Origin of the sequence: Flavobacterium wongokense, assembly GCF_021608265.1 — a bacterium.
Classification (GTDB): Bacteria; Bacteroidota; Bacteroidia; order Flavobacteriales; family Flavobacteriaceae; genus Flavobacterium; species Flavobacterium wongokense.
In genome coordinates this window covers 95,576-121,555 of sequence record NZ_JAKIHP010000003.1, presented here as the reverse complement: position 1 = coordinate 121,555, position 25,980 = coordinate 95,576, and the positions used below count along the sequence as shown (strand labels likewise).

29 protein-coding genes are annotated in these 25,980 nt (G+C 38.9%); 13 read left to right on the top strand and 16 right to left on the bottom strand.

Annotated elements, in window-relative coordinates; translation table 11 throughout:
• Positions 1–13 precede the first annotated feature (13 nt).
• Positions 14–205 (bottom strand): hypothetical protein, encoded by a 192-nt coding sequence (locus L1S31_RS09815; protein ID WP_236464555.1) that lies wholly within the window; start codon positions 203–205, stop codon positions 14–16.
• A 135-nt stretch (positions 206–340) separates the two neighbouring features.
• On the opposite strand from L1S31_RS09815, the gene L1S31_RS09810 reads away from it, so the two are divergent.
• Both L1S31_RS09810 and L1S31_RS09805 read left to right on the top strand, forming a co-directional pair.
• Entirely contained in the window at positions 341–823 is a 483-nt protein-coding gene (locus L1S31_RS09810) for a TlpA disulfide reductase family protein (RefSeq protein ID WP_236464554.1), read from the top strand.
• Positions 824–829: 6 nt separating this feature from the next.
• The gene (locus tag L1S31_RS09805) at positions 830–1,435 is read left to right on the top strand and encodes a thioredoxin family protein (RefSeq protein ID WP_236464553.1); all 606 of its coding nucleotides are present in this window, start codon (positions 830–832) and stop codon (positions 1,433–1,435) included.
• Between the two features lie 31 nt (positions 1,436–1,466).
• Here the strand turns inward: L1S31_RS09805 and L1S31_RS09800 are convergent, their stop codons facing one another.
• From L1S31_RS09800 to L1S31_RS09775, 6 genes are all read right to left on the bottom strand, one after another.
• The gene (locus tag L1S31_RS09800; protein WP_236464552.1) at positions 1,467–2,492 is read right to left on the bottom strand and encodes a COX15/CtaA family protein; all 1,026 of its coding nucleotides are present in this window, start codon (positions 2,490–2,492) and stop codon (positions 1,467–1,469) included.
• 32 nt (positions 2,493–2,524) lie between these two features.
• The gene (locus L1S31_RS09795) at positions 2,525–2,884 is read right to left on the bottom strand and encodes a four helix bundle protein (protein ID WP_236464551.1); all 360 of its coding nucleotides are present in this window, start codon (positions 2,882–2,884) and stop codon (positions 2,525–2,527) included.
• A 101-nt stretch (positions 2,885–2,985) separates the two neighbouring features.
• A complete protein-coding gene (locus tag L1S31_RS09790; protein WP_236464550.1) occupies positions 2,986–4,413 on the bottom strand; it encodes a CCA tRNA nucleotidyltransferase in 1,428 nt (475 codons plus the stop codon).
• A 10-nt stretch (positions 4,414–4,423) separates the two neighbouring features.
• Positions 4,424–4,990, bottom strand: coding sequence for an L-threonylcarbamoyladenylate synthase (locus L1S31_RS09785; protein WP_236464549.1), 567 nt, complete (start codon positions 4,988–4,990; stop codon positions 4,424–4,426).
• Between the two features lie 3 nt (positions 4,991–4,993).
• Positions 4,994–6,970, bottom strand: a complete 1,977-nt coding sequence (locus tag L1S31_RS09780) for an LTA synthase family protein (RefSeq protein WP_236464548.1) — start codon at positions 6,968–6,970, stop codon at positions 4,994–4,996.
• A gap of 9 nt (positions 6,971–6,979) precedes the next feature.
• The gene (locus tag L1S31_RS09775; protein ID WP_236464547.1) at positions 6,980–7,831 is read right to left on the bottom strand and encodes a glycosyltransferase; all 852 of its coding nucleotides are present in this window, start codon (positions 7,829–7,831) and stop codon (positions 6,980–6,982) included.
• Between the two features lie 99 nt (positions 7,832–7,930).
• Between L1S31_RS09775 and L1S31_RS09770 the strand changes: the two genes are divergently transcribed.
• Positions 7,931–8,749, top strand: coding sequence for a glycosyltransferase family 2 protein (locus L1S31_RS09770; RefSeq protein ID WP_236464546.1), 819 nt, complete (start codon positions 7,931–7,933; stop codon positions 8,747–8,749).
• A 25-nt stretch (positions 8,750–8,774) separates the two neighbouring features.
• Positions 8,775–9,599, top strand: a complete 825-nt coding sequence (locus L1S31_RS09765; RefSeq protein ID WP_236464545.1) for a glycosyltransferase family 2 protein — start codon at positions 8,775–8,777, stop codon at positions 9,597–9,599.
• Here L1S31_RS09765 and L1S31_RS09760 read toward each other — a convergent pair.
• Complete coding sequence (locus L1S31_RS09760; protein WP_236464544.1) at positions 9,580–10,392, bottom strand: glycosyltransferase family A protein; 813 nt, start codon at positions 10,390–10,392, stop codon at positions 9,580–9,582. The two genes, L1S31_RS09765 and L1S31_RS09760, sit on opposite strands and share 20 nt — an antisense overlap.
• A 36-nt stretch (positions 10,393–10,428) precedes the next feature.
• Positions 10,429–11,244 (bottom strand): 2,3,4,5-tetrahydropyridine-2,6-dicarboxylate N-succinyltransferase, encoded by an 816-nt coding sequence (locus tag L1S31_RS09755; protein WP_236464543.1) that lies wholly within the window; start codon positions 11,242–11,244, stop codon positions 10,429–10,431.
• A gap of 209 nt (positions 11,245–11,453) precedes the next feature.
• On the opposite strand from L1S31_RS09755, the gene L1S31_RS09750 reads away from it, so the two are divergent.
• The 7 genes from L1S31_RS09750 (at position 11,454) to L1S31_RS09720 (ending at position 17,198) form a co-directional block, all read left to right on the top strand.
• Positions 11,454–12,320: a copper resistance protein NlpE N-terminal domain-containing protein gene (locus L1S31_RS09750; RefSeq protein ID WP_236464542.1), complete on the top strand. Its 867-nt coding sequence runs from the start codon at positions 11,454–11,456 to the stop codon at positions 12,318–12,320.
• 96 nt (positions 12,321–12,416) lie between these two features.
• A complete protein-coding gene (locus L1S31_RS09745; RefSeq protein WP_236464541.1) occupies positions 12,417–13,031 on the top strand; it encodes an META domain-containing protein in 615 nt (204 codons plus the stop codon).
• Between the two features lie 75 nt (positions 13,032–13,106).
• Complete coding sequence (gene ruvX, locus L1S31_RS09740; RefSeq protein WP_236464540.1) at positions 13,107–13,523, top strand: Holliday junction resolvase RuvX; 417 nt, start codon at positions 13,107–13,109, stop codon at positions 13,521–13,523.
• Positions 13,524–13,554: 31 nt separating this feature from the next.
• Positions 13,555–14,142: a peptide deformylase gene (gene def / locus L1S31_RS09735; protein ID WP_236464539.1), complete on the top strand. Its 588-nt coding sequence runs from the start codon at positions 13,555–13,557 to the stop codon at positions 14,140–14,142.
• 117 nt (positions 14,143–14,259) lie between these two features.
• The gene (locus L1S31_RS09730) at positions 14,260–14,751 is read left to right on the top strand and encodes a DUF5606 family protein (RefSeq protein WP_236464538.1); all 492 of its coding nucleotides are present in this window, start codon (positions 14,260–14,262) and stop codon (positions 14,749–14,751) included.
• Positions 14,752–14,866: 115 nt separating this feature from the next.
• Positions 14,867–15,643: a nucleoside triphosphate pyrophosphohydrolase gene (gene mazG, locus L1S31_RS09725; protein WP_236464537.1), complete on the top strand. Its 777-nt coding sequence runs from the start codon at positions 14,867–14,869 to the stop codon at positions 15,641–15,643.
• Between the two features lie 103 nt (positions 15,644–15,746).
• Positions 15,747–17,198, top strand: a complete 1,452-nt coding sequence (locus L1S31_RS09720; RefSeq protein WP_236464536.1) for an APC family permease — start codon at positions 15,747–15,749, stop codon at positions 17,196–17,198.
• A 49-nt stretch (positions 17,199–17,247) separates the two neighbouring features.
• On the opposite strand, the gene L1S31_RS09715 is transcribed toward L1S31_RS09720, so the two are convergent.
• The 6 genes from L1S31_RS09715 to rluF are packed head-to-tail and all read right to left on the bottom strand — an operon-like array spanning position 17,248 to position 22,434.
• Entirely contained in the window at positions 17,248–18,453 is a 1,206-nt protein-coding gene (locus L1S31_RS09715) for a peptidylprolyl isomerase (RefSeq protein WP_236464535.1), read from the bottom strand.
• A 31-nt stretch (positions 18,454–18,484) separates the two neighbouring features.
• Entirely contained in the window at positions 18,485–19,627 is a 1,143-nt protein-coding gene (locus tag L1S31_RS09710) for a peptidylprolyl isomerase (RefSeq protein WP_236464534.1), read from the bottom strand.
• Positions 19,628–19,629: 2 nt separating this feature from the next.
• On the bottom strand, positions 19,630–20,241 hold the full coding sequence (gene gldI, locus L1S31_RS09705; protein ID WP_236464533.1) for a gliding motility-associated peptidyl-prolyl isomerase GldI: 612 nt from the start codon (positions 20,239–20,241) through the stop codon (positions 19,630–19,632).
• A gap of 4 nt (positions 20,242–20,245) precedes the next feature.
• Entirely contained in the window at positions 20,246–21,250 is a 1,005-nt protein-coding gene (locus L1S31_RS09700; RefSeq protein ID WP_236464532.1) for a DHH family phosphoesterase, read from the bottom strand.
• 60 nt (positions 21,251–21,310) lie between these two features.
• Positions 21,311–21,682: a fluoride efflux transporter CrcB gene (crcB, locus tag L1S31_RS09695; protein WP_236464531.1), complete on the bottom strand. Its 372-nt coding sequence runs from the start codon at positions 21,680–21,682 to the stop codon at positions 21,311–21,313.
• Positions 21,679–22,434 carry a 23S rRNA pseudouridine(2604) synthase RluF gene (gene rluF, locus L1S31_RS09690; RefSeq protein WP_236464530.1) on the bottom strand — a complete coding sequence of 252 codons (756 nt, stop codon included), beginning with the start codon at positions 22,432–22,434 and terminating at the stop codon, positions 21,679–21,681. The genes crcB and rluF overlap by 4 nt, the downstream gene beginning before the upstream one ends.
• 126 nt (positions 22,435–22,560) lie before the next feature.
• Between rluF and L1S31_RS09685 the strand changes: the two genes are divergently transcribed.
• Both L1S31_RS09685 and L1S31_RS09680 read left to right on the top strand, forming a co-directional pair.
• Positions 22,561–23,433, top strand: a complete 873-nt coding sequence (locus tag L1S31_RS09685) for a cyanophycinase (protein ID WP_236464529.1) — start codon at positions 22,561–22,563, stop codon at positions 23,431–23,433.
• A gap of 1 nt (position 23,434) precedes the next feature.
• Positions 23,435–24,277, top strand: coding sequence for an isoaspartyl peptidase/L-asparaginase (locus tag L1S31_RS09680; RefSeq protein WP_236464528.1), 843 nt, complete (start codon positions 23,435–23,437; stop codon positions 24,275–24,277).
• Positions 24,278–24,346: 69 nt separating this feature from the next.
• Here the strand turns inward: L1S31_RS09680 and L1S31_RS09675 are convergent, their stop codons facing one another.
• Complete coding sequence (locus L1S31_RS09675; protein WP_236464527.1) at positions 24,347–25,858, bottom strand: DUF4394 domain-containing protein; 1,512 nt, start codon at positions 25,856–25,858, stop codon at positions 24,347–24,349.
• Positions 25,859–25,980 lie beyond the last annotated feature (122 nt).

Genomic DNA, 25,980 nt, shown 5'->3' with positions numbered 1-25,980 from the left:
AGCATCAACGATTTTATTTTTTTGTTTGATTTTTAGCGTTTTTTACCAAAATAAAAATTGAAGCGGCTAAGGTAATACCGTATATAATTGCCAGGGCTGGTTTCTCGAATTGGAGTTCCTTAAAGTCGAATTGCTTAAACAAGACCACTCCTAAAATGATTGCGATTATTGTAAATATAAACGATACAGGCTTTTTATTATCCATGATTTTCTAAATTGAAGCAACTAATTTCATAGCCAATATACGAAACATTCCCATATGTTAAAATTGGTAAAGTTTTGTTAACTGGTTTACAACCTTAAAACTAACTGATTAACTTAGTTGGTCTTAATTTTGAACATGAAACAACTTTTACTCATAACATTCTTTTTTGTTTTTGCACAAAGTTCACAGGCTCAGGATATCCTGACTTTTGACAAGTTTGATGCTTTCGAAAAAGCCATTATCAAAAATGACGGGAATGTTTATGTAGTCAATTTTTGGGCAACCTGGTGTGGACCTTGTGTAAAGGAACTGCCTTATTTTGAAAAACTCCATCAGGAAAATAAAAATGTAAAGGTACTATTGGTAAGCCTCGACAGCCCAAAGGATGCTAAGAAACTACAATCGTTCATTCAAAAAAAGAAAATAACGGCACAAGTCATCGCCTTATTCGATAAGGATTACAACAGCTGGCTTGACAAAATTGATAAAGGCTGGTCGGGTTCCATTCCGGCAACATATATTTTCAGCGGTGACAAAAAACTATTTGCCGAGCACGAATTTGAAAATTATGCCGAACTCAGCAGCCATGTGAACTCATTTACTAATCAACTAAAATAATTTATTATGAAAGCATTCCCTCTACTTTTCATTGCCATTTCCTCGTTTATAATTGGAGAAACATTGGTTTCCAACGGTTATGAACCTGGAGACAAAGCCACAGATTTCAAATTGAAATCGGTTGACGGAAAAAACTACAGCATGTCTGATTATAAGGATGCCAAAGGTTTTATTGTTGTTTTTACCTGTAATACCTGTCCGTTTGCAGTGAAATACGAAGATCGTGTAAATGCTTTGGCTAAAAAATACAAGCCCAAAGGTTATGTATTGTTAGCCATCAATTCCAATGATCCCGAAGTACAACCTGACGATACTTACGCAAAGATGCAGGCAAAAGCCAAAGCCGAAGGTTTTGCATTCCCTTATTTGGTAGATGAAGGGCAAAAAATCTATCCACAGTACGGAGCTACCAAAACGCCTCATGTGTTTTTGCTGGATAAAAACCTGGTTGTGAAATACATTGGTGCCATTGATGACAATGCCGATGATGCTTCAGCGGTTAAGGAACGATACCTTGAAAATGCCATTGCAGCCTTGGACAGCGGAAAAGATCCTTCACCTTCGGTTACCAAAGCGATAGGATGTTCGATAAAAGCTAAGAAAAAAGCATAACAAAAAAGCCCCGATTCATTCGGGGCTTTTTTTATATTGTAACAGATTTCGATTTCCTGCTTTCCAAAACCATATAAAACTGAAGCCCAAATAAGATGGAAGCGATAATCAAATGTATTGCCTGGCTTCCAAAAGGGAAATCAAAATACGCCATGGATATTCCGGTAATGATTTCGATACCAATCAAAAACAACACCCAGTTCATTTTGTAGAAACCGAGATTTTCAATCCTGTTTTTGTTAAACAGATAAAGATTGACCAGCAATACGATAATCGAAAAGGAGCGGTGCAGATAAAAATCAAGCGTTGGATTTTGCAGCCACATAATGCTGGCATTCACTCCGTTTTTAACCTGCTCATCCACAAACTGGCGCACCTGAGTCCCTAAAATAATCTGTATAAGGCTTAGGCCTAATGAAAAAACCATCAGTTTCCTGAAGTTGGAATTGAATTTTAGAGCTTCTTTTTTTAAACCTGTCAGCCTGATAATATAAAGGATTACTGCGACGATGATTAATGCCACAACCATATGCAGCGTTATCTTTATTGGGTTCAAAACCGAATACACTACTTTGGCTCCAAGCCAACCCTGGAATCCCATCATAAAAACCACCAGCCAGCTCAGCCAGGTAATTTTCCTTTTTTCGTTCCAATATGAGAATGAAAATACCGCCATGATAAAACACGCCAATCCGGCTAATGCGCCAACCAATCGATTGACATATTCAACCCAGGTATGATAAACGTTGAAAATCGCGTAATCGTGTTTGGTATATTTTTCCCAATGTGAAGCGTCAAATTGGGTTGAAGTTTTGAAATTGTCTTTGGCGACCAATAAGGTTTCATCTTTAATGATAACCTGTCCCTTTTTAAAATCGCGGTTTTTGCTCCAGGTGAGTTGTTTGATGTCTGTTGGAGGAATATAATACCCGAAGCATTTTGGCCAGTCCGGGCAACCCATTCCTGAGCCTGTCATGCGCACCAGTGCACCGGCAACGATGACTGCATAGACAAAGATTAGGGCTATTTTGGCTGCTTTTGGAAATCGGTTTTTCATTTGTTTAGTTGCAAAGTTACAAAGTAGCAGAGTTACAAAGTTTCTTTTACTTTGTTTATGAATGATGTTAATATTCGTTCTAACTCCCTGCTATCTTCATACAATTGATTAAATTTTTCGTTAGAAATATATTCTAGGTTGTAAGCTATTTCAACTTGAGTTTGAAATTCAAAAAGAGACCCTAACGACATAGTTAAAAAGCGATGATAATCTTTGTTTGTTCCTCTATCAAAACCTTCAGCAATATTACTAGGAATAGAAACCGAGCATCTCCTGATTTGAGAAATTAAACCAAACTGCTCTTCTTTTGGTAACCCTCTTGATATTGAATAACAATTGGTGACTAAAATCATAGCTTTTTGCCAGATTATTAAATCTCTAAACGTTTTCATTTTTTTAAGTATCAAAGTTACAGAGATACAAAGTTTCAAAGTTACATTTTGATAACAGTACACATTTAATGTATATTTAACTTTGCTACTTAGCCGCTTTGTTACTTTGTAACTTTTTTTAATCCCATCTTCTCGGCTTTCGCCAAAATAAAATCATAAGCTGCCTGGTATTCATTTGGAATTTCACCTTCCAGGATTGCTTCCTTAACGGCTTCCTTCAAAACACCAATTTCCCGTGAAGGCTGTAAATTAAAGATTTCCATAATTTCTTCACCTGTAATTGGTGGCTGGAAATTGCGAACATGATCGCGTTCTTCCACTTCAATTATCTTACGGCGTACAATATCAAAATTGCTATGGTATTTTTTAAACTTCGCCGGGTTTTTGGTTGTGATATCCGCTTCGCACAAAGTCATCAGGTTATCAACATCTTCGCCGGCATCAAAAACCAAACGGCGCACTGCAGAATCGGTAACAATATCTTCCGAAAGTACTATCGGCCTTGAACTCAGCATTACCATTTTGGCCACAAACTTCATCTTTTGATTCAAAGGCATGTGCAGCCTTTCGAAGATTTTCCTGACCATTTTGCTGCCCAAAAATTCGTGTCCGTGGAATGTCCAGCCCTGTTTTTTGTTGAAACGTTTGGTTGGTGCTTTCCCAATATCGTGAAGCAATGCAGCCCAGCGTAACCAAACATCGTCTGTATTTGGGCAAATGTTGTCAACGACTTCGAGCGTATGGTAAAAATTATTTTTATGCGTATGTCCTTCGATTTCCTCAACATTATTCAAAGCCGTCAATTCGGGAAGGATGATGTCTAAAAGTCCGGTTTTATATAAAAGCAGAAAACCAATGGAAGGTTTTGGAGTCGATAAGATTTTGTTCAGCTCATCAACAATCCGTTCACCTGAAATAATCTTGATTCTTTCTTTATTCCGTTCGATGGCTTTCAGGGATTCTTCTTCGATAACGAAATTTAACTGCGTGGCAAAACGAATCGCACGCATCATCCGCAAAGGATCATCAGAATAAGTAATATCAGGGTTTAAAGGCGTCCTGAGGATTTTGTTTTGCAAATCGGTCAAACCATCAAAAGGGTCAATTAAATCTCCGTAGTTATTTTGATTTAACGAAAAAGCCAAGGCATTAATCGTAAAATCACGACGGTTTTGGTCGTCTTCGAGTGTACCGTTTTCAACAACCGGATTTCTGCTGTTTTCAGAATAACTTTCTTTTCGCGCGCCAACAAACTCAATGTCGATTTCCTTGTAACGCAGCATGGCCGTTCCGTAATTTTTGAAAACCTGAACCTTTGGTTTATTGGGCAATAATTCGGAAACCTTCAAAGCCAGATCAATTCCGGAACCAATCGCTACAATATCAATATCTTTCTTGAAATCGCGCTGCAATAAATAATCACGGACAAAACCGCCAATCACATAACTCTCAAGACCAAGTTCCTGTGAAGCTTTTGAAACAATTTCAAAAATTTTATTTTCTAATGCTATTTTGAAGTTTTTTGACACTAACTGGGCTTTACTTGCGAATGATTTTCACCTGATTGTCCAGCGTAAGCTTGATAATCGTTGAGGGTTTGTCGCAAATTTTTTCGTGATGCAAATTTACTACATAGTCGACACCTTTTATAATTTCGGGGCTGATTTCTTTAAAAGATTTTGGCGTAACGTTTCCTGAGATATTCGCTGAGGTTGAAACCAACGGCTTTTTCATACGTTCCATCAGTTTGAAACAAAATGGTTCCTTTACCATTCTGACTCCTAAAGTTTTGTCTTCGGCGATAATATTGGCTGCTACATTTCTAGGATTGTCAAGGATTAAGGTTGTAGGTTTCTCTGATAAATCGAGGATTTGCCATGCGGTTTCCGGAATGTCCTTAAACACATTGTACATCATCTTTTCACCATTCATCAGCACAATCATGCTCTTGCTTTCTTCGCGCTGCTTCAATGCGTAAATCTTTTTCACAGCTTCAGCATTCGTTGCATCACAGCCAATTCCCCAAACGGTATCGGTAGGATAGAGGATGATTCCGCCATTTTGAATGACTTCGAATGCCTTGTGAACTTCTGCGTTTATATCCATGATTTATTTTTTTACTGGCTTTTGCGGTTCTTTTAAATTGTTGCCTTTCATCGTGTAATACCACGCCAAAGCCATAAGTTTGTTGTGTTTCAACTCTAAGCTGCTTTGCTTGAGATTGGTTTCCTTAAAGCTGGTCAAATCAATTTTTTCGATGTTGGACCCTTTCGGAAAATAATACAAATCGTTGCCTTCAATCATTTTGTCAAACGCAATGCCCTCGTTTTTGTTTTTTGTAAACATCGATTCACCAAAACTATAATATTCAAATCCCTTTGGGGCAATCATTTCGATAAGCGTTGGCATAATGTCGATGTGGGTTCCCGGAGTTGCATTCAATGATTTCGGAATTGATTTTCCGTACATGATATAAGCCACCGACGACTTTTCATAAAGGTTGGGTTTGCTGTTGATAAACTTTCGTCCAAAATGATCTCCGGTAAAATTGAAAATGCTGCCTGCATATTCCTTTTCGGCCTTCTTTACAAAATCACCAAGTGCCTTATCCCCATACCAAAGATGCCCCAATTCCTTAATGTTCATGGCGCCATCGAAATATTTTTTCATTGCTGGCGGAAAATCATCAGTCGATTTATAGGGGAAACCTTTGGCTTCCAAATCAACGGTATAAGGAGCATGGTAACTTGTGGTCAGTATGATGTTTAACGAATATTTATTTTTATCAGTATGCTTCATTACCAGATTGAAAAGCTTTTCGTCTTCAATTCCCCAACCTCCGGTATCGGTTTGGCCTCCGCCATCAACACCTGAATAAATTCGGTCCACGCCATAATATTTTGACAAATCGCCGATATTTTCCCAGGAAAGATAACCACCATAATAGAAATTGGTCTCGTAACCCAACTTTTTAAACTGGGTGAAGATTGAGGTTTCAAATGGCTGCCCCGAAGTTCCGATGTGGCTTAAATTTATTCCGCAATTTGGAACGTTTGTCATAATGGCTCCAAAGGAATCAATGGTCGTATTTCCTGCTGCCAGGAAATGATTGAAATGCGTTCCGTTTTTGGCGATGGAATATAAGTTGTCTGCAAAATGAAATCCCTGGTATTTATCCATCAATGGCCAGGAATCGTAACTTTCCATCACGATTAGGAATACCTGTTTTGGTTTTTCCATCGTTGGACCCTGAGCCGTTTTTCGTAAAACATCAGTAACCTTTTCCTGTGGGAAAGCGGCTTTGAAAGCATTGTCATCCATATACGGATTCTTATCTCCCAAAGCGTTCAGCCTATTGAAATCCTTGATGGCGTATTTTAAGGAACGAAACGGATTGATAATGGTTTTATTCAAAAAATTATCTGTTGAAATTCCCGAATATTCCCTTAAAACCGGAATCGAAGAAAACGAGCCACGTATCCCGAAAACGAACAATATCAGCACCAAAAGAGCGAAGACGTATTTACTTCGTTTGAACCTGATTTTTTTGAATACCTGGTAAATGGTTTTTTTATTTTCTAAATATCGAAATAAAAATAGGCCAACAATTACGCTTATAATGATAATGAAACTATTCAAAAACGGATGGTAATATTCGATAATCGTATTGAAAACCGCTTTTTGGTCATCATACAAAGCCAGGAAAAGAAAGTGATTGAACTGGTCGCCATATTCCTGGAAATAATTGATGGTAACCACGCAAATCAGTGTTGAAAGTATGATAAAAAGTACCTGATGGACTTTTCGCGTTATTTCAATTATCCGATACTGATTGAAAGGCGCTAAAAGTAATAGCAGTAAAAACGGCAATAACAGGAAATAAGCAACCGCAGTACAATCAAACCGGAATCCCATTAAAAGCACCTCGAGCATTTCGCCAAAACCAATTTCGTGCTGTATTTTTTGACGGAAAAGTGCAATGAAAACCAATCGGAATACCGTAAAAAAGGCAACGCCAAAAAACCAAAAGAAGATTAAGTTACTGAGTTCCTTTAAAAACTTTTTACGCTTTAATTCAATTGTCATGCTGATTCTTTATTTGGCCTTATACAAGCCCAATTTTCTTTTTAGGAGTTTGAAATTCAATTCAAAGTTTTGGCTAAACTGATTTTTTAAACTCGTAAAAAACCAAGCGCTGTGCGGAATTGTTTTGTCGGAAATCAGCTTGCTGGCTTCTTCCGAAATGGTAAAATTATTTTTGATGTCTTCCCATTTTACATTCCCATAACCGTCAAACTTATTGATTTTGTTGCGTTGATGAATGATGGAAAGCCACAATCTCCTTTCGCCAATCTGGGTTACTTTTTTATCGCGTTTCCAAAATCGGTGGTCTTGGTAAAAAGCGGTATTCGGGTTTTCGTTTTTCTCAATAAGACTGATGAACGGATTGAAAAGCTGCGCCTTTTTTCCAAGGATATAAACCGGTTCAATCTGCAGCGAATAGCCTTTTATAAAATCGATTGCACGATATTCCTGCCGGTTAAACTGCTTTTGAACTTCATTGATAAAATCCACATGAATGCTGTCATCATTGTCGAGCCTTGTCGTTATCAAATACGGAACATCTTTGGTTTGCTGCACGATGTATTTCAACAATTCGGGCATAAACGATGGCATCGCATCCACAAAAAACACATTGATATTCTGATGATTTGCTACTAAATCGATGATGCGGTTTTTATAAACATCCTTGGTATTGGTATCAAAATACAAAACCCATTCAAAATTCTGATTGGTCTGCCCAACGACCGTAGGAAAGCAAAAATTTTCAAACAACCACATGCGGTTGTCCATCCATTCGTCTGTCAGCAGCTGCTCGTTGTTTTTGGTAACATCCCAATAATCGGCTCTCAGGTTGAATCGGGTAATTATGTAATGCTTAAACATCAAATTGATTTTTGTGTAAAATTAGTTTTTTTTTCGTTGCCCAAAAACGATACGGTTACTTTTGCTTAAAATCCGAATTATTCTTTATGTTTGTAGAGTATGAAGTTGTCCATCATTATATCCACATACAATTCTGAAGAATGGTTGCACAAAGTGTTACTTGGATATACTATACAAACCGAAAATGACATCGAAATTGTCATCGCCGATGATGGTTCAACCGATAAAACTAAGGAAGTAATCGCTTCATTCAAGGACAAATTCACACATCCTATTGTTCATGTCTGGCACGAAGACAAAGGTTTCCGAAAGTGCAAAATCCTCAATTCAGCTATTCTAGCTTCGAACTCCGATTATCTTTTGTTTACCGATGGTGACTGCATTCCGCGAAAGGATTTTGTGGCGCAGCATTTAAAGGAAAAGGAAGCCGGTTTTTTTCTTTCCGGTGGTTATTTCAAACTTCCGATTTCGATTTCCAAAGCCATTTCAGACGATGATATCCTGCACCAACGCTGCTTTAAGATTTCGTGGCTGCGAAAGCAGGGATTGAAGCTGAGCTTTAAAATTACCAAACTCAACAGGAATAAATATTTTGCGACGTTTATGAATTGGCTTACGCCGACAAAACGCTCGTGGAACGGACACAATTCTTCGGGATTCAAATCGGATATTTTAGCGATAAATGGGTTTAACGAATTGCTCGATTATGGCGGCGAAGATCGTGAAATGGGCGAACGATTATTCAACAACGGTTTGCTTTCTAAACAAATTCGATATCGGGCAATCTGTGTACATCTCGATCATCCACGTGGCTATGTCAATGCCGAAAAAGTGGCGTATAATATGGAAGTCCGAAGGTTTAACAAGAAAAATAAAGTTACCAAAATAGAAACAGGAATCAATACATTAAAATTGTAATTTTGCAACGAATACCAAATTATCTATGACAGCATCGGTTATTTTCAGTACGTATAATTCGGAAGCCTGGCTTGAAAAAACCATTATTGGTTTTAGCGTGCAGACTTTTACCGACTTCGAAATTATCATTGCCGATGATGGTTCAAAAGAGGCTACGCGTGAATTAATTGACAGGCTGCGAAAGGAAATTTCCATTCCGATTATCCACGTTTGGCAGGAAGATAATGGTTTTCAAAAGTCGCAAATACTGAACAAGGCAATTTTGGCTTCGACTTCGGATTATTTGATTTTTACGGATGGCGACTGTATTCCAAGGGAAGATTTTGTACAGGTCCATATCGATTATCGCGAAGAAGGTTATTTTCTTTCCGGAGGTTATTACAAACTTCCGATGGACATTTCAATAGCAATTACCAAAGAAGACATTATCGCTCAAAATTGTTTCAACCTGCAATGGCTGAAATCGCAAGGATTGAAGGCAAGCGGCAAGAATATCAAATTCCTGACTTCAGGTTTGTCCGCCAAAATATTAAATTTCATTACGCCAACAAATGCTTCCTGGAACGGGCACAATTCTTCGGGCTGGAAAAAGGATTTGGTCGAGGTAAATGGTTTCAATCAGGAAATGCAGTATGGAGGACAGGATCGTGAGTTGGGTGAACGATTATTCAACAAAGGATTGAAATCCAAGCAAATCAGATACTCTGCAATTTGCGTGCATCTGGACCACAAACGCGGTTATGTAAATAAGGAAACCTGGAAGAAAAACTACGCAATCCGCGCCAATACGCGAAACAATAAGGTGGTTAAAACGCCAATTGGCATCGACTCTAATTTAGCTTCAGATTAAAAAACTCGGTTAAATCATTCCACTGATCCACATTGAAGTTTTTCACCACGTTGATTTTCTTTAGTGAAATTTTCTGCGTTCCCGGAATTGGGATAAAAACAGTCGAAGGATTTTCAGATAATCTTACGGTGGTATTGTTTAACAAGGCCATCGCCTTGAACCATAAATCGTCATTCTTCGGAGCGAGTTTCAAAGCCAAATCGTAATCGGTAATCTGGCTGTTCAAAGCTCCCGGAGGATAAAGGATTCCGCCTTCACCTATCGCCAAATTCTTCTTAGGATTGTTTTGTTTGGTGTATTTCCAGAATTTATAATCCAATGTTTTGCCATTTTCATCAATCGCAATCTGGCGTGCCTTATTGCAAATGATATCTTTTGGATACTTGACATGCGTTGCATACAATTTTTCGAGCCATTGGCTTTCATAAATCAAATCGTCATCACAGGTAACGATTACCTTATCAGGGAATAACTCCAAAGAAGGCAATAGTTTTTTATGTGAACTCGTACGAGGTGTATATCTGATTTCGAGTAAATCTCCAGTCAGTTTCTGAAGGGTTTCCGGAATCTTATTGCGGTCGGCTTCGGTTATCCAAAGCACGATTTTTTCGGGTTTTACCGTTTGGTTCATAACGCTTCTCAACGTGATGTGGACTTTATTCAAACGCGACTCAATAGTTGTCAATGAGACAATTACGGGAACTGTATTCGTTTTATCATTCAACTTGCTAACCGGAATGGATAATAACCTTAAGGTGTTAAAAAATGACTGTGGATATTCTTTAAGTTTCATAGATAGTTAGTAAGTGTGAATAACAAATATAATAAATTAGACCGCTACGTCGTATTCCCTCAAGGCATCGTTAAGCGAAGTTTTCAAATCGGTTGATGGCTTGCGGGTTCCTATGATTAGTGCGCAAGGCACCTGAAAATCTCCGGCAGCAAATTTTTTGGTATAACTTCCCGGAATCACAACCGAACGCGCAGGGACAAATCCTTTGTATTCTTTAGGCTCACTTCCGGTAACGTCAATAATTTTGGTGGATGCAGTCAAACAAACATTCGCACCAAGAACCGATTCTTTTTCAACGCGTACACCTTCGACAACAATGCATCTCGAACCAATGAAAGCTCCATCTTCAATGATGACAGGTGCAGCCTGCAATGGCTCTAAAACGCCACCAATTCCAACACCGCCGGACAAGTGTACATCTTTACCAATTTGGGCACAGCTTCCAACCGTTGCCCAGGTATCCACCATAGTTCCTTCATCAACATAAGCGCCGATGTTGACATAGCTTGGCATCAAAATCACACCTTTGGAAATATAAGCTCCATAACGCGCTGTCGCAGGCGGAACCACACGGATTCCTTTTTCGGCATAACCGGTTTTCAGCAGCATTTTATCGTGGTATTCAAAAATTCCGGCTTCCCAGGTTTCCATTTTCTGGATTGGAAAATACATCACTACAGCTTTCTTCACCCATTCGTTAACCTGCCAGCCATTTGCCGTTGGCTCGGCAACTCGTAAGGTTCCTGCATCAAGCAATGCAATAACTTCACGGATGGTTTTTAAGGTAGTTTCGTCTTTGAGTAATTCGCGGTTGTCCCAGGCTTTTTCTATAATGGATTGTAAGTTGCTCATGAATTTTGAATTTTACTTTGTACAGTTCGTCTCGTCAATGTGACGAGACTCGAGTGAGCGCAAAGATAAGTTTTTTTTGTTTTTAATAATTGATGACGAACTAAAGTTCGCATACCTGACTGCCACCGGCAGTCCTCCTTTTAATTTCAAATATTTAACTTTAACTTATGAATTGATTTGATAATTTTGGTCAACTTATTCCAACTCCCATGAAAAAAAGTTTACTATTATTATTTGTATTAACGATTGGCTGCCAGAAGCAAACGGTTAAAAAAGAAGATGCTGCTTCGCTAACGCATAATGCCAAAAATTCCCTTGATTATATCGGAACGTACAAAGGAATTTTGCCTTGTGCCGATTGCAACGGATTGGAAACTGAGATTGCCATCAATGAGAATTCGACCTTTAGCATCAAAACAAAATATCAGGGAAAAGGAGATAAACTATACGTTCAGAAAGGGCATTTCACCTGGAATAAAAAAGGAAATACCATTATACTTACCGATGTTAAGAATGGGCCAAACCAATATTTTGTTGGTGAAAATACCTTAACCCAACTCGATTTGACCGGGAAGAAAATCACAGGAAAACTTGCTGAGGAATACAAGCTTTTCAAACAGCCCGCAGATACTTCAAAACTGGAAACTGTTGAAGAACACAACGCAGCCACAGTTGATTTGAATAGCCGGATGTCAACGACCACGGTTATCCAAAAAGTAAATCCGGCTGTTGGTAAATATACTCTGGCTGAAACCAAATGGAAATTGGTTTCCTTAAAGAACAAGAAAATTATTCAAAAAGGCGAAAAGGTTTATTTCCTAAAGTTGAATTCCAAAGACAACCGATTTACGGCTTTTGCAGGCTGTAACAGCATTGCCGGAAATTATGTAATGCCCACTTTTGACACCATCGATTTTTCGGATGTAATAATGACCAGGATGGCTTGTCCCGACATGACAATAGAGGACCAGTTTGGAGCCATGCTTGTACAGGTCGTAAATTACAAAGTGGATCAAAACATCCTTACGTTTTTTGGAGAAGGAAGAAAGGTAATCGCCCGATTTGAAGCAATCTAACAGCGTGCATATTCTGTAAGCATTCCTAAAAATCATATAATTTTTTCGAAGATTAGCGCCTTAATTTTGTGAGGTATAACCAAACCTAAATACCTCATGAAAATTATTTATTTTACCATCACAGTTTTATTCCTGAGCTTCACAAGTTGCAAAAAAGCTGATGCGGCCAATGAAGATACAGATACGATTATCGACACTTCTGCAGTTTCGCAAGATGATCAGGAAATGACCGATACCGCAGTTTATGCAACCGATACGGCAGTAGTTCCAACAGAACCTTCAACAGATAAAGATGCAAAATCGGATGTTAAACTGCCCAATAAAATTTCGACCACAGAAAAAGTGATTCCGGGAGAAAAGGGAAAATACTCTTTGGCGGAAACAAAATGGGGATTGGTCGAGTTGAACGGAAAACCCGTTAAAGCCAAAACCGGTCGTGATTATTTCATCAATTTTGACTCTAAAACAGGAACCTTCAAGGCTTATGCAGGTTGTAACAGAATCTCGGGAAACTATTTTATGAAAGACGAAGGCAAATTGGGATTTACCAATATTATTTCAACCCGAATGGCATGCAGTGATATGGAAGATGAACGCAACTTTTACAATAACCTTCAAAAAACCGATAATTATATGATAGAAGATGGTGGTAAAATGCTCCACTTCCACATTGGTAAAAAGGCAGTAGCAAAATTTGAAGCCATACGGTAAACTAATCCCAATCGAATAAAAATCCTTGTCCCCAACGAGGATTTTTTATTTATATCTTTACCGAAAATTATCAAAATGCCAAGAATCCTAGCCATTGATTACGGAATCAAACGTACCGGAATTGCAGTCACAGACGAGTTGCAGATTATCGCTTCTGGCCTGACGACCGTTCCTTCGGAAACAGTTATTGTATTTTTGAATGATTATTTTTCTAAGGAAGATGTGACAAAGGTTTTGATTGGTGAACCAAAACAAATGAACGGTCAGGCTTCTGAAAGTACTCCGGTCATTGAGAAGTTTGTTGCCGATTTTGAGGCTGCCTTTCCCGATATGAAAATAGAACGAGTAGACGAAAGGTTTACATCCAAAATGGCGTTGCAAACGATGATTGACAGTGGGCTCAAAAAGAAACAGCGTCAGAATAAGGCACTTGTAGATGAAATCGCTGCAACTATCTTACTTCAGGATTATTTAACCCGCAAAATGATTTAATTTCATTATTTTTGCCCAAAAAAATTAAGAAATGATTATTCCTATTTACGGCTATGGCGAACCGGTTTTGCGACAAGTTGCCGCAGAGATTTCTCCCGATTATCCTAATCTGAAGGAAGTTATTGCCAATATGTATGATACGATGTACAATGCGTATGGCGTTGGATTGGCTGCACCTCAGGTTGGAATGTCCATTCGTTTGTTTGTCATCGATACCGAGCCTTTCAGCGACAGCAGTGATTTATCGAAGGAAGAACAGGAACAGCTTAAAAACTTCAAAAAGACGTTTATCAACGCTAAAATGCTGAAGGAAGAAGGCGATGAATGGGGCTTTAATGAAGGCTGTCTTAGCATTCCCGATGTCCGCGAAGACGTATACCGAAACGAAAGGATCACCATCGAGTATTGTGAAGAGGATTTTGTTATGAAAACAGAAGTTTTTGACGGTTTGATTGCACGTGTCATCCAGCACGAATATGACCATATTGAAGGCGTTTTATTTACCGATAAAATTTCGATGCTGAAAAAAACACTGATTAAAAAGAAACTTCAGAACATTATGGATGGCAAGGCTTTTCCCGATTACCGAATGAAGTTTGCCAATAAGAAAGGAAGATAAACTTTTGCATTTCAGGTAATTCTTAAATCTTTATTAAATTCCTTTATTTAGTCAACTGATGTTTTAAATTTGGAACTTAAATTAAATATATTTGTGCCCCATAAATTAAATTAAAAAATGAACGTAGAAAAAATATTAGCCATTTCCGGGAAACCAGGTTTATTCGAATTAAAAATACAAACACGCTCAGGGTTTTTAGCGGAGTCGTTATTAGACGGAAAGAAAATCACTGTTGGATTGCGTAGCAATGTTAGTTTGCTTTCAGAAATTTCAATGTATACCTACAGTGCTGAAAAACCATTGGTAGAAATCCTTAGAGCCATCGCCATTAAGGAAAATGAAGGCCCAACTCCGGTTACAGGTAAAGATGACAATGCTAAGCTTGTGGCTTATTTCAAGGAAATCCTTCCGGATTATGATGAAGACAGAGTATACGCTTCAGACATTAAAAAATTATTGAACTGGTACAACATCCTTCAGGCAAAAGGAATGGTTTCGAAAGAAGAGCCAAAAGTTGAAAACGCTGAAGAAGTAAAAGAGCAGGTTGTTGAGGAAGTTAAGGCAAAAAAGGAAACTAAAGCTAAGGCAGAGCCAAAAACAAAAAAATAGTTAATTACTTTTTTATAAATACAAATCCTATTACTGATTTAAGTGATAGGATTTTTTATTTTTACTAATGTGATGCTTTAAATCAAAATTTATAATTTAAAATTCAAAATAATAAATGAACACACGCCAGCAACAACTTGACGCTTTCAACAGATTACTCGACATCATGGATGATTTGCGCGAGAAATGTCCCTGGGATAAAAAGCAAACATTGGAAAGCCTTCGCCATTTAACCATTGAGGAAACTTACGAATTGGGTGACGCCATTTTGGATAATGATTTGCAGGAAATCAAAAAAGAGCTTGGCGATTTGTTGCTGCATATTGTTTTTTATGCCAAAATAGGAAGCGAAACCAGCGATTTTGATATGGCTGATGTGTGCAATGAAATCTGTGACAAACTCATTCACCGCCATCCGCATATTTACGGAGATGTTGTTGTTGCCGATGAAGAGGAAGTAAAGCAAAACTGGGAAAAACTCAAACTCAAGGAAGGCAAAAAGTCGGTTTTGGAAGGTGTGCCTAAAAGTTTGCCTGCATTGGTAAAAGCCAGCCGAATACAGGACAAGGTAAAAGGTGTTGGTTTCGACTGGGAAGAACCGCATCAGGTTTGGGACAAAGTCCAGGAGGAATTGCAGGAACTGCAGGAAGAAGTCAAAGCAGGAAATCAGGACAAGATAGAAGGCGAGTTTGGCGATGTTTTGTTCTCCATGATCAACTACGCCCGTTTCCTCAAAGTCAATCCTGAAGATGCTTTGGAACGCACGAATAAAAAATTCATCAAACGATTCATTTACCTTGAAAGCAAAGCCAATGAGCTTGGAAAATCCTTAGCTGATATGAGTTTGGCTGAAATGGATATTTTTTGGGAAGAGGCGAAGCGTCTTCCCTAAAAATTGGAATTGAAAAATTGAAGATTTTTCAATTACCCAAATTGGGAAAGGGCCAAAAAACTTTAGCTATATTTGAAAAACTAACCACTCCAAAAACCACTTTATGTCAACAGAAACACACCATTTTAAACGCTCTTTAGGCTTAATCGACGCCACCAGTTTAGTTGCCGGTTCCATGATTGGATCCGGTATTTTTATCGTAACATCAGCCATGGCAAGGGATGTAGGTTCGGCCGCGTGGATATTGGTCATCTGGCTCGTGACCGGATTGCTGACGATGTCGGCGGCATTGAGTTATGGCGAGCTTGCCGGAATGATGCCTAATGCCGGCGGGCAATACGTTTATATACAGCGTGCCTATGGAAAACTGATTTCGTTTTTATACGGCTGGACCGTGTTTACCGTAATCCAAACCGGAACCATTGCTGCGGTTGCAGTAGCTTTTTCCAATTATACCGCTGTGTTTTTTCCTTTATTGGAAAATAAAATTTTCACGATTAGCGAAACTTTTGCAGTTACTAATAAACAGGTTTTGGCCATTTTCATAATCCTGCTGCTGACGTTTATCAATACCAAAGGAATCCGAAGTGGTAAAATCATCCAGGTGATTTTTACTTCAGCAAAACTGATTGCCTTGTTTGCCTTAATCGTGTTAGGTATTTACATAGGTTTCCATACCGATACTTTTGCTGATAATTTCGCAACTATGTGGGAAGCAAAGAAAACGGTTTTGGAAGCAGACGGAACACTTACGATAACCAAATTATCAGGTGTGGCTTTAATTGGGGCAATGGGTGCAACCATCATCAACTCTTTGTTTTCAAGCGATGCGTGGAATAATGTAACTTTCATAGCCGCAGAAATCAAGGACCCAAAAAGGAACATTCCAAGAAGCTTGTTTTTAGGAACCCTGATTGTTACGATAATCTATATTTTGGCAAATATTGCCTATCTCGCTTTATTACCACTCAATGGTGTTCCTGGCGACGATGGAACTGTAGTGCAGCACGGAATCATGTTTGCCAGTCAGGATAGGGTTGGAGCAGCGGCTGCAAGTGCCATCATGGGAAATATTGGGGTATTTTTTATGGCGGCACTGATTATGGTGTCAACTTTTGGATGCAATATTGGGTTGATTTTATCCGGCGGAAGACTGTTTTATGCCATGGCGAAAGATGGTTTGTTTTTTAAAGGCGCTGCGGAGCTTAACGATTATGATGTGCCTGCAAAAGCTTTATGGTTTCAATGTGGCTGGGCCTGTTTCCTTTGCCTTACCGGACGTTATGGTGATTTGCTGACTTACGCAACATTTGCATCATTGCTGTTTTATATCCTTACAATTGGTGGTTTGTTTATCCTGCGTAAAAAGGAACCCGATGCCGAACGTCCTTACAAGGCTTTTGGTTATCCATTGGTTCCTATTTTATATATAATCATCACAAGCCTTATTTGTGTTGATTTGCTGATTTATGATTCGAGGAATACAGTCATGGGGCTGATTATTGTCGCCATTGGAATTCCTGTTTATTACATTTCAATGCATAAAAAGGAATAATAAAAAAAGCCCCGATTTTTCGGGGCTTTTTTTATTTGATGGAATCTTATTATTGTTTCGCTACCGGAAGCGTTTCCAACATTTCAATTTCGAAAATAATGTTGGAGTTTGGTGGAATCACATTTCCTGCACCTCTTTCGCCATATCCTAATTTTGAGGGGATGAAAATCACAGCTTTATCGCCTAAGTTCATGTGTTCCAATCCTTCGATAAATCCAGGAATCAAACCGTCTTTTTTCCCATACTGGAACGGGAATGGCTGATAACCGTTTTGCTTAGCCCTGTTTTCATCAAACTTTCCACATAGTTTATTGACATCTTCGTAGCTGCTGTCAAACAAAGAACCATCTTCTAAATAGCCAGCATAGTGAATGTACACCGTTGAACCATCAGTAGGTTTTTTACCTGCTCCCGCTTTAATTATTTTGTAACGCAAACCACTAGGAGTTTCTGTTGCAGTAGCTTTTGTTTCAGTTAAGTATTTTGCTTTTTCGGCCATTACCGGACCATATTTAGCTTTGTATTCAGCTTTTTTCTGATCTTCGAGTTCTTGCTGTTTTTTTCTGTTTTCAGCAGCAAGGGCAGCTTCCTTCGCATCATCACCAGCCTTGTTTGCCATATAATCTGCGAAAACTTTTGCAGCATCAAATTTCTTGGCTTCAGCACCTTTTCTAACGATAGTAATTTTGTTGATTATATCATCCTGTTTGATTGCATTAACAACGTCCTGTCCTTGAGTAACATAACCAAAGATGGTATGTTTTCCGGTTAACCAGGATGTTTCTTTATGCGTGATGAAGAACTGTGAACCGTTTGTTTTTGGGCCTGAATTTGCCATTGCCAAAATTCCGGCTTTGTCAAATTTAGCATCGGTAAATTCATCCTTAAAGGCATAACCCGGTCCACCAGACCCATTTCCTTGCGGGTCTCCACCCTGAATCATAAAATCAGGAATTACCCTGTGGAATTTCAAACCGTTGTAAAAAGGTTTTCCTTTTAAATTTGGATCGGCTACAGAAGCGTTTGTCCCTTCAGCCAACGAAATGAAGTTGGCAACAGTTACCGGTGTTTTTTGATATTCTAATTGAATGATGATTTTTCCTTTTGATGTTTCCATCTCAGCAAATATTCCTTCATTGGCTGAAGCTGTTGCTGCTGGTTTAGGCGCAGGTTTCCCTGCTGTTTTCTTGGTATTCTGAGCATTTGCACTCATTACGCCAATACAAATCAAAAGAAGAATGTTTATTTTTTTCATGATTTATTACTTATTTATGTTTGTTACTAATTTATATTTTACTCTTTACTTCTAATTCAAAAATCAGGTTGGCATTTGGAGGAATAACACCTCCGGCACCTTGTTCGCCATAACCGAGGTTCGACGGTATGAAGAAAACCGCTTTGTCGCCAATTTTCAATTTACTCAGACCTTCTACAAAACCGGGAATCATTTTATTGGAACCCATTACATAAGGCAAGGCCGAATATCCATTTTCCATAGCCCTTTGTTCGTCATACATTCCGAACTCCTTGGCAACATTTGGCTCGCTGGTATCAAAAAGCGTTCCGTCTTCCAAAAAACCGGCGTAGGCAATGTAAATTGTTTCCCCGTCTTTTGGTTTTTCTTTGGACGATTTTTGGGTAATAGTGAATTTTAATCCTGATGAGGTTTTAGTAGCTGATTTTTTCAAACCATTAAAGTAAGCGATTTTCTTTTCCTTAACTGCTTTGTATTTTGCGTCATATTCCATTTTCTTTTGCTCAGCAAGGGCATCCTGTTTCTTTTGATCCTCATTTTGAGCTTTGAAATTATCATTGAAAATCTTTACGGCATCAAATTTTTTGACATCTTCCCCTTTTCGGATTATAGTAACGGTTTTAATAACATCTCCTTTTACAATGGAATTGGCAACCGTCATTCCATCACCTACAACACATCCAAAAACTGAATGCTTGCCATCCAGCCAAGGTGTAGGAACCAATGTTATAAAGAACTGGCTGCTGTTTGTGTTCGTATTTGGGCCCGAATTAGCCATAGACAAAATACCAGGTTTGTCGTGCTTTAGGTTGGTGATTTCATCCCTGCATTTGTAACCTGCATCACCCGAACCTGTTCCCAAAGGATCACCAGTCTGGATCATAAAATCCTCAGCATCACCGTTTGATTTTGAAATAACACGGTGGAATTCCAATCCGTCAAAGAATGGTTTTCCTTTAAGGTCTTCGGTGCAAAATTGGTTTTTCCCTTCGGCCAAAGTAACAAAATTAGCCACCATATAAGGTACTTTTTTGTAGTCAAGTTCGGCTATAATTGTTCCTTTTGAAGTTTCGATTTCGGCGTATAAACCATCTTTTAAATCTTTATGTTCGTCTTTGCATGAGCTCAGGCAAATTGATAAAACAGTTAATAAGAGGCAAATCTTTTGGGTCATTTTTAATCTAATTTAGGTTCTGTTTTTGGTTTAGTTTCAGTTGGTGTTACTGGTTTTGCTGTAGCTTTTGCTTCTGCTTTGAAATCATTTAGTGTTACCGTTACGATAATTGGCTGGTTGGTTTTGATGCGTTTGGTATCACCACGGTAACCAAATGCCATGTGCGATGGGAAAAGGAAAGTTACCTGTTCTTTTTTATGCATTAATTTTATTCCGTCGCGTAATCCCATCATGATATTTTGCTTGTCGACAATATAAGTTTGTGGGCGCAATTCAACTTCAGAATACACCACATTTCCTTTCATATCCATAATTTCATAATCAAATTGTGCCACATCTCCCTTTTTTGGACGAAGGGTGTCATTTTCATTTTTAACTACATAATGGTACCAATATCCTTTTTTGGATGCAATGTATTGTACTTTTGGATTGCTTTTGATTATCGAATCGATTTTACCTTCTTCTCCAGCAACCAGTTTTTTATTCCTCGCTGCTGATTCTTTCATGAATGTTCCAGAAGAACGTGAAACCGGCATGCGTGCCTGTTGTTGTTTACAACTTAAGAAAGTTATAAAGACTACAAAAAGCATTGTTATTTTTGAAATGTTTTTCATGTTCTTAGATGGTTATTTTAGAAATTAAATCTTCAAATTTATTAAGTGTGGCCTTCATGCTGTCATAGGATTTTCCTCCTGCTGCATTAACATGTCCGCCACCGTTGAAATGGTCCCTTGCAAATTGATTGACATCAAAATTTCCCTGCGAACGAAACGAAATCTTGATGATGTTTTCATCGCGGTGTTCGATAAAAATCGCTGCAAAATGAATTCCCTTGATGCTTAAGCCATAATTGACAACACCTTCGGTATCGCCTTTTTCATAATGGAATTCGTCCAATTCCTTTTGCGTAAGCGAAGTGTAGGAGGTTTTATATTCAGGAAACACTTTCATGTTCTGCAAAGCCCTGCCCAAAAGCTGTAATCGGTTGTAGGAGTTGTCGTCAAAAAGCAGGTTGTGGATCTCGCTGTTGTCGATGCCCAAATCAATCAGCTCGGCTACAATTCGGTGTGTCATGCTGGTCGTTGAAGGAAAGCGGAACGACCCTGAATCTGTTGTGATTCCGGTGTAAATACAGGCAGCTATCGTTTTGTCTATCAGTTCTTTTTTGCCTAAAAATGAAATAAAATTATAAATCATTTCACAGGTAGAACCAAAGGCAGTATCAGAATAAGTATACGTGGCGTAAGTGTCCGGTTTTTGATGATGGTCAATCATAATCATCGGAGCAGTAAGCTTATTTAAAACCTGTTCCATTTCTCCTGTTCGATGCAACGCATTGAAATCCAAAGTAAAAACCACTTCGGCTTCGTTCAATATTTTGGTGCAGTTTTCCTTGTCGTTTTCATAAATCAAAACGGTTTCCGATCCTGGAAGCCAGGCTAGGAAATTTGGGAATTCATTTGGGGAAATCACCACCGGTTTGTGGTTCAGTTTTAAAAGAAAATGATACAGAGCCAATGTCGAACCCATTGCATCGCCATCGGGACTTCGATGCGGAATAATGGCAATTTTTTTAGATGTTGCCAGTAAATTTTGAATGGCAATAATATCTTCTTTTTTCATAGTTGGCGAATGTACTAAAAAATGAAACAAAGATTACACAGATTAAGCATAATTTAAGTTTTATCTGGACAGCAAAAGTCCAAACCAAACGGCTAAAAGTCCGAGTACGACACTCAGCGCAATATATCCAAAAGCCATCAGCGAATTGTTGCTTTGCAGCAGATTGTAATTTTCCATTCCGAATGCTGAAAAAGTGGTGAAACCTCCGCAAAATCCGGTAACGAGAAACCACTTCAGGTTGCTGTCTTCCAATTGGTTTTTGGTCAGAATGCCAATAAAAAAACCAATCAGCAGGCAACCGATAAAATTGGTAATAAATGTTGCCAATGGAAATTGGTTCGACCAAAATTTAGCTACAAAAACACTCATCAGAAAACGAAGCACGCTTCCTATGGCACCGCCAATTGCGATATAGATAATGGTTTTTATCATTTACGGCTTGAATTTTTTGGTAAACTTGCTTCTTCGGTTTTGCTCGAAGGTTCGATAAGCTTGTTGAGTTGTTTGATTTCGTCGGGAGTCAGTTCGCGGTATCTTCCAACATGAACATCCAGCGAAATATTGATAATCCTGGTTCTTTTCAAAGCAGTCACTTCATAACCAAGGTATTCACACATCCTTCGGATTTGGCGGTTCAGTCCTTGAGTCAGAATGATTTTGAAAACATATTTGCTGATTTGCTCCACTTTGCATTTTCGGGTAACGGTATCCAAAATCGGAACTCCGTTGCTCATTTTTTGGATGAATCTATCAGTAATTTGTTTGTTGACAGTTACCACATATTCCTTCTCGTGATTGTTTCGGGCGCGAAGGATTTTGTTCACAATATCGCCATCGTCTGTCATAAAAATCAGGCCTTCGCTGGCTTTATCCAATCTTCCAATAGGGAAAATACGCTTGGGATAATTGATATAATCCACAATATTGTCACGAACATTTTGATTGGTAGTACATTCAATTCCAACGGGTTTGTTAAAAGCCAGGTAAATTGGTTTTTCCCTTTTTTCACGAACCAATTTCCCGTCTACGCGGATTTCATCATCGATGGTGACTTTCGTACCCATTTCAGGAACGACTCCATTGACTGTAATTCGGCCTTCTTCCAATAATTTATCGGCTTCACGACGCGAGCAATAGCCCGATTCGGAAAGATATTTATTGATTCGTGTCTGATTGATTTCCATTCAGCAAATATAAGGATTTGGATTTCATTGCAAACAAATTCCATTCTTGATAAATAAGTTAATAAATGGTTTCAAAAAAGTAAAAAAAAGGTTTGTAACTACTAAGTTTTTGTTATTTTTACCCACATGAATATACAAGGAAAACTTATAATTATCGGCGGTGCTGTTGACAAAGGCAGTTTTACCGAGACGGATTTGGATAAAAATGCAGCAAAGAATCTGAACTTCTTTGAGGCTGGAATTTTAAAGAGAATCATTGACGAATCAAAACATAAAAAAGAGTCCCGAATTGAAGTAATTACTACAGCTTCTAAAATCCCAAAGGAAATTGGACCAGAATACGTAAAGGCGTTGCACTATCTTGGAGCCAACAATGTTGATGTTTTAAATATCGACAAGCGTGAGCAGGCTTCAGAACCGGAAATTTTGGAACGTTTGAAAGCTGCGGATGTTGTAATGTTTACAGGTGGAGACCAATTGCGGCTGACTTCTATCCTTGGCGGAACTCCTTTCCATGATATTTTATTGGACAAATACCATAATGACGATTTTGTTTATGCAGGAACTTCGGCTGGTGCGGCTGCAGCCTCCAACAATATGATTTATCAGGGAAGCAGCAGCGAGGCTTTGCTAAAAGGGGAAGTGAAAATCACAAGCGGTTTGGGATTGATTGACGGTGTAATCATCGATACACATTTTGTACAGCGTGGCCGTATTGGACGTTTGTTCCAGGCTGTTGTTGGAAATCCGAAGGTTTTAGGAATTGGGCTTGGAGAAGATACCGGTTTGCTGATTACCAATAATTCGATGATGGAGGCCATTGGTTCCGGACTTGTGATTTTGGTTGACGGAAAGGAAATCAAGGACACCAATTTAACCCAGGTTGAATTAGGCCAGCCAATATCAATCAACCATTTGGTTACGCACGTTATGAGCATTAATGATACTTTTGATTTGACTACGTTTAAAATGACCATCAAATCTTCGCAATACGTTTAAAATGAAAATAATCATCCACGGCGGATTTTTCTCGGAATCATCAACCAATCACGAAACAAAGGTTGCCAAACAACAGGCTTTGCTTCGCATTGTAAAGGAATCGTATGATTTTCTTAAAACACATTCAGCTTTGGAAACTGTGGTGCATGCTGTGTCACTTTTGGAAGATGATGAATTGTTCAATGCCGGAATTGGTTCCCAAATCCAAAGTGATGGAAAAATCAGGATGAGTGCTTCCTTAATGGATGGCTCAACTATGAAAATGAGTGGTGTCATCAATATTGAAGAAGTAAAAAACCCTGTTCAGGTTGCCCAGGTTCTGATGCATTACGATGATAAGGTTTTGGGTGGAAGCGGAGCAACAAATTTTGCCCGTCAATATGGTTTTGAGAAATTTTCAACAGAAACACCACAACGCAAAAGCGAATACGAAGCCAAGCTGGCTTCAACCCGCATAGGAACTGTAGGCTGTGTAGCATTGGACAATGAAGGAAAAATTGCCGTTGCCACTTCAACAGGAGGAAAAGGTTTTGAAATGCCGGGAAGAATCTCCGATTCAGCTACCGTTGCCGGAAATTATGCCAACGGATTCTGTGGCGTCAGTTTAACCGGAGTGGGTGAGGATATTGTAAGTGGAGCAGTGGCTGCCAAAATCGTAACCCGTGTTACCGATGGTTTTACTTTGGAAAAAGCATTCGAAAAAACCTTTACCGAATTGGTTCCTTTTGACGGTTTTGCAGGTGCCATAGCCATTGATGCCAAAGGGAATATTTTCCATCAGGATTCACATCCAAGTATGGTATTTGCCAGTTTTGACGGCGATAAAGAAGAAGTTTTTAATTAATAAATTAATCATAAAAGAAAACCCCGAGAGAATATCCCGGGGTTTTTTATTGCTTTTATTTTTTGAAGTTTAGAAACCTAACCCAACAGCAAAACCTTTTACTGCTAAAGGAAAGCCAGTCAGCAAGGTAGCTGCTCCCGTCGATGTATTAATAGTATAAATGCCATTTATTCCACCAACTGTTAATATGGCATAAGCCATATTTGACGTTCCTCCAATATCAAAACCATTGCTGGATGTGACATCTACGCCTAATGCACCAACTGGGACCAAAGTTCCATTGTTTGGCGGGTTTTGCATGTATAACATATCTGTTGTGGAATCAATGTCGTAAAGTGTTGTTGTTGCTGTGCCAGGAAAACTATTCGTGTAAGCAACCGCAGTTACGTTTGGTGTTCCAGGATTCAGTGAGGTATCGGTAGCAGCAAGTGTACCATCGTTTGGATTAACGCGTAAATTTTGCCCTGTATTGCTCACAATCCGGATTCGGTCGGGAACTGGATTGAAATCGAACCCAAAGTCGGTGCCGTTAAGTACAGCTACCGGACCAACACCAAGCATAGTGGCAGCTCCCGTTGAGGTATTCAATATATAAATTCTTCCGCTGGTTCCCAAGGCATAAAGCTGTCCGTTTACCGGACGCATATCAATTCCCAATACGTTATCACCACCCTGGAGATTGGTTATCGCTTTTGAAATTGGAGTCCCCGGGTTGTTGAAATTGAAAATATGAAGATTGTTCGAGGCGTCGACGGCATAAGCAACCGGATTTGTTGGTATGGCAATTCCAATGATTGAAGTGGCCAATTCACCTAAATCGGTAGCCTTACCTGTAGTTAGATTAATTTGGTACAAATGATTTTCGCCACCGGCAGTTAAGCTGGCAATTGCCGTACCATCCGGAGCAATATCAAAACCGCCATCACCAGTAATTGAGCCGGATATACTTAAGCTTCCAATTGAGGTAAGTGTTCCTGCATTTGGAGGATCCTGCTTGTAAAGCATTCCTGTTGAAGTATCGATTGTAAAAAGCTCTGTTGTAGCTGCACCTGAAGTGTTATTAGTGTAAGCAGCTGAGCTGATATTAGGAGTTCCTGGATTAAGGTTGGTGTCAGTCGCTGCAACTACACCAGTTTCAGGATTTAACCTGATGTTTAAACCGCTCGAAGTCACTACTCGGATTCGGTCTACTGTTGGATTAAAATCGAAACCAGCTAACGAACCGGTTAATGCCGGTGTAAATGGTACTGTCCCAACAGCAGTTGCTGCACCGGTATTTTGATTGATAATATATAATCTACTAGTACTTCCAAGACCATATAATTGCCCAGTTCCCGGACGGAAATCGATAGCCATTAAATTTTCACCTGCCTGCAATCCAGTTACAGCTGTTGTGCTTATCGCAGTTTCCGAATCGTTTGCATTGTATCTTACAAGAGTATTAGTTGAAGTAAGGCCAAAAAAATCCAAATCGGGTTTTACAACTGTGGGGTCGTTGTTATTGTCGTCGCTGCAACTCGTAAAAATTGTTGCAAGAAATGCCGTGGCTACACAGCAAATAAGGAATAATGTTTTTTTCATGATATAGATGTTTGAAAGGTTGTACTTTTATTTACGTTTGTAAGTATAAGTTGGTTTTTAATTCAAAAATCTTTTTTTGAAAAGCACATAAATTTAATAAAAAAATCCCAGCCATAAGCCAG

What these genes read in the sequence shown, in the direction of transcription:
- L1S31_RS09815 (WP_236464555.1), bottom strand. Translation starts at nt 205, where the DNA reads ATGGATAATAAAAAGCCTGTATCGTTTATATTTACAATAATCGCAATC.
- L1S31_RS09810 (WP_236464554.1), top strand. Translation starts at nt 341, where the DNA reads ATGAAACAACTTTTACTCATAACATTCTTTTTTGTTTTTGCACAAAGT.
- L1S31_RS09805 (WP_236464553.1), top strand. Translation starts at nt 830, where the DNA reads ATGAAAGCATTCCCTCTACTTTTCATTGCCATTTCCTCGTTTATAATT.
- L1S31_RS09800 (WP_236464552.1), bottom strand. Translation starts at nt 2,492, where the DNA reads ATGAAAAACCGATTTCCAAAAGCAGCCAAAATAGCCCTAATCTTTGTC.
- L1S31_RS09795 (WP_236464551.1), bottom strand. Translation starts at nt 2,884, where the DNA reads ATGAAAACGTTTAGAGATTTAATAATCTGGCAAAAAGCTATGATTTTA.
- L1S31_RS09785 (WP_236464549.1), bottom strand. Translation starts at nt 4,990, where the DNA reads ATGGATATAAACGCAGAAGTTCACAAGGCATTCGAAGTCATTCAAAAT.
- L1S31_RS09780 (WP_236464548.1), bottom strand. Translation starts at nt 6,970, where the DNA reads ATGACAATTGAATTAAAGCGTAAAAAGTTTTTAAAGGAACTCAGTAAC.
- L1S31_RS09775 (WP_236464547.1), bottom strand. Translation starts at nt 7,831, where the DNA reads ATGTTTAAGCATTACATAATTACCCGATTCAACCTGAGAGCCGATTAT.
- L1S31_RS09770 (WP_236464546.1), top strand. Translation starts at nt 7,931, where the DNA reads ATGAAGTTGTCCATCATTATATCCACATACAATTCTGAAGAATGGTTG.
- L1S31_RS09765 (WP_236464545.1), top strand. Translation starts at nt 8,775, where the DNA reads ATGACAGCATCGGTTATTTTCAGTACGTATAATTCGGAAGCCTGGCTT.
- L1S31_RS09760 (WP_236464544.1), bottom strand. Translation starts at nt 10,392, where the DNA reads ATGAAACTTAAAGAATATCCACAGTCATTTTTTAACACCTTAAGGTTA.
- L1S31_RS09755 (WP_236464543.1), bottom strand. Translation starts at nt 11,244, where the DNA reads ATGAGCAACTTACAATCCATTATAGAAAAAGCCTGGGACAACCGCGAA.
- L1S31_RS09750 (WP_236464542.1), top strand. Translation starts at nt 11,454, where the DNA reads ATGAAAAAAAGTTTACTATTATTATTTGTATTAACGATTGGCTGCCAG.
- L1S31_RS09745 (WP_236464541.1), top strand. Translation starts at nt 12,417, where the DNA reads ATGAAAATTATTTATTTTACCATCACAGTTTTATTCCTGAGCTTCACA.
- ruvX (WP_236464540.1), top strand. Translation starts at nt 13,107, where the DNA reads ATGCCAAGAATCCTAGCCATTGATTACGGAATCAAACGTACCGGAATT.
- def (WP_236464539.1), top strand. Translation starts at nt 13,555, where the DNA reads ATGATTATTCCTATTTACGGCTATGGCGAACCGGTTTTGCGACAAGTT.
- L1S31_RS09730 (WP_236464538.1), top strand. Translation starts at nt 14,260, where the DNA reads ATGAACGTAGAAAAAATATTAGCCATTTCCGGGAAACCAGGTTTATTC.
- mazG (WP_236464537.1), top strand. Translation starts at nt 14,867, where the DNA reads ATGAACACACGCCAGCAACAACTTGACGCTTTCAACAGATTACTCGAC.
- L1S31_RS09720 (WP_236464536.1), top strand. Translation starts at nt 15,747, where the DNA reads ATGTCAACAGAAACACACCATTTTAAACGCTCTTTAGGCTTAATCGAC.
- L1S31_RS09715 (WP_236464535.1), bottom strand. Translation starts at nt 18,453, where the DNA reads ATGAAAAAAATAAACATTCTTCTTTTGATTTGTATTGGCGTAATGAGT.
- L1S31_RS09710 (WP_236464534.1), bottom strand. Translation starts at nt 19,627, where the DNA reads ATGACCCAAAAGATTTGCCTCTTATTAACTGTTTTATCAATTTGCCTG.
- gldI (WP_236464533.1), bottom strand. Translation starts at nt 20,241, where the DNA reads ATGAAAAACATTTCAAAAATAACAATGCTTTTTGTAGTCTTTATAACT.
- L1S31_RS09700 (WP_236464532.1), bottom strand. Translation starts at nt 21,250, where the DNA reads ATGAAAAAAGAAGATATTATTGCCATTCAAAATTTACTGGCAACATCT.
- crcB (WP_236464531.1), bottom strand. Translation starts at nt 21,682, where the DNA reads ATGATAAAAACCATTATCTATATCGCAATTGGCGGTGCCATAGGAAGC.
- rluF (WP_236464530.1), bottom strand. Translation starts at nt 22,434, where the DNA reads ATGGAAATCAATCAGACACGAATCAATAAATATCTTTCCGAATCGGGC.
- L1S31_RS09685 (WP_236464529.1), top strand. Translation starts at nt 22,561, where the DNA reads ATGAATATACAAGGAAAACTTATAATTATCGGCGGTGCTGTTGACAAA.
- L1S31_RS09680 (WP_236464528.1), top strand. Translation starts at nt 23,435, where the DNA reads ATGAAAATAATCATCCACGGCGGATTTTTCTCGGAATCATCAACCAAT.
- L1S31_RS09675 (WP_236464527.1), bottom strand. Translation starts at nt 25,858, where the DNA reads ATGAAAAAAACATTATTCCTTATTTGCTGTGTAGCCACGGCATTTCTT.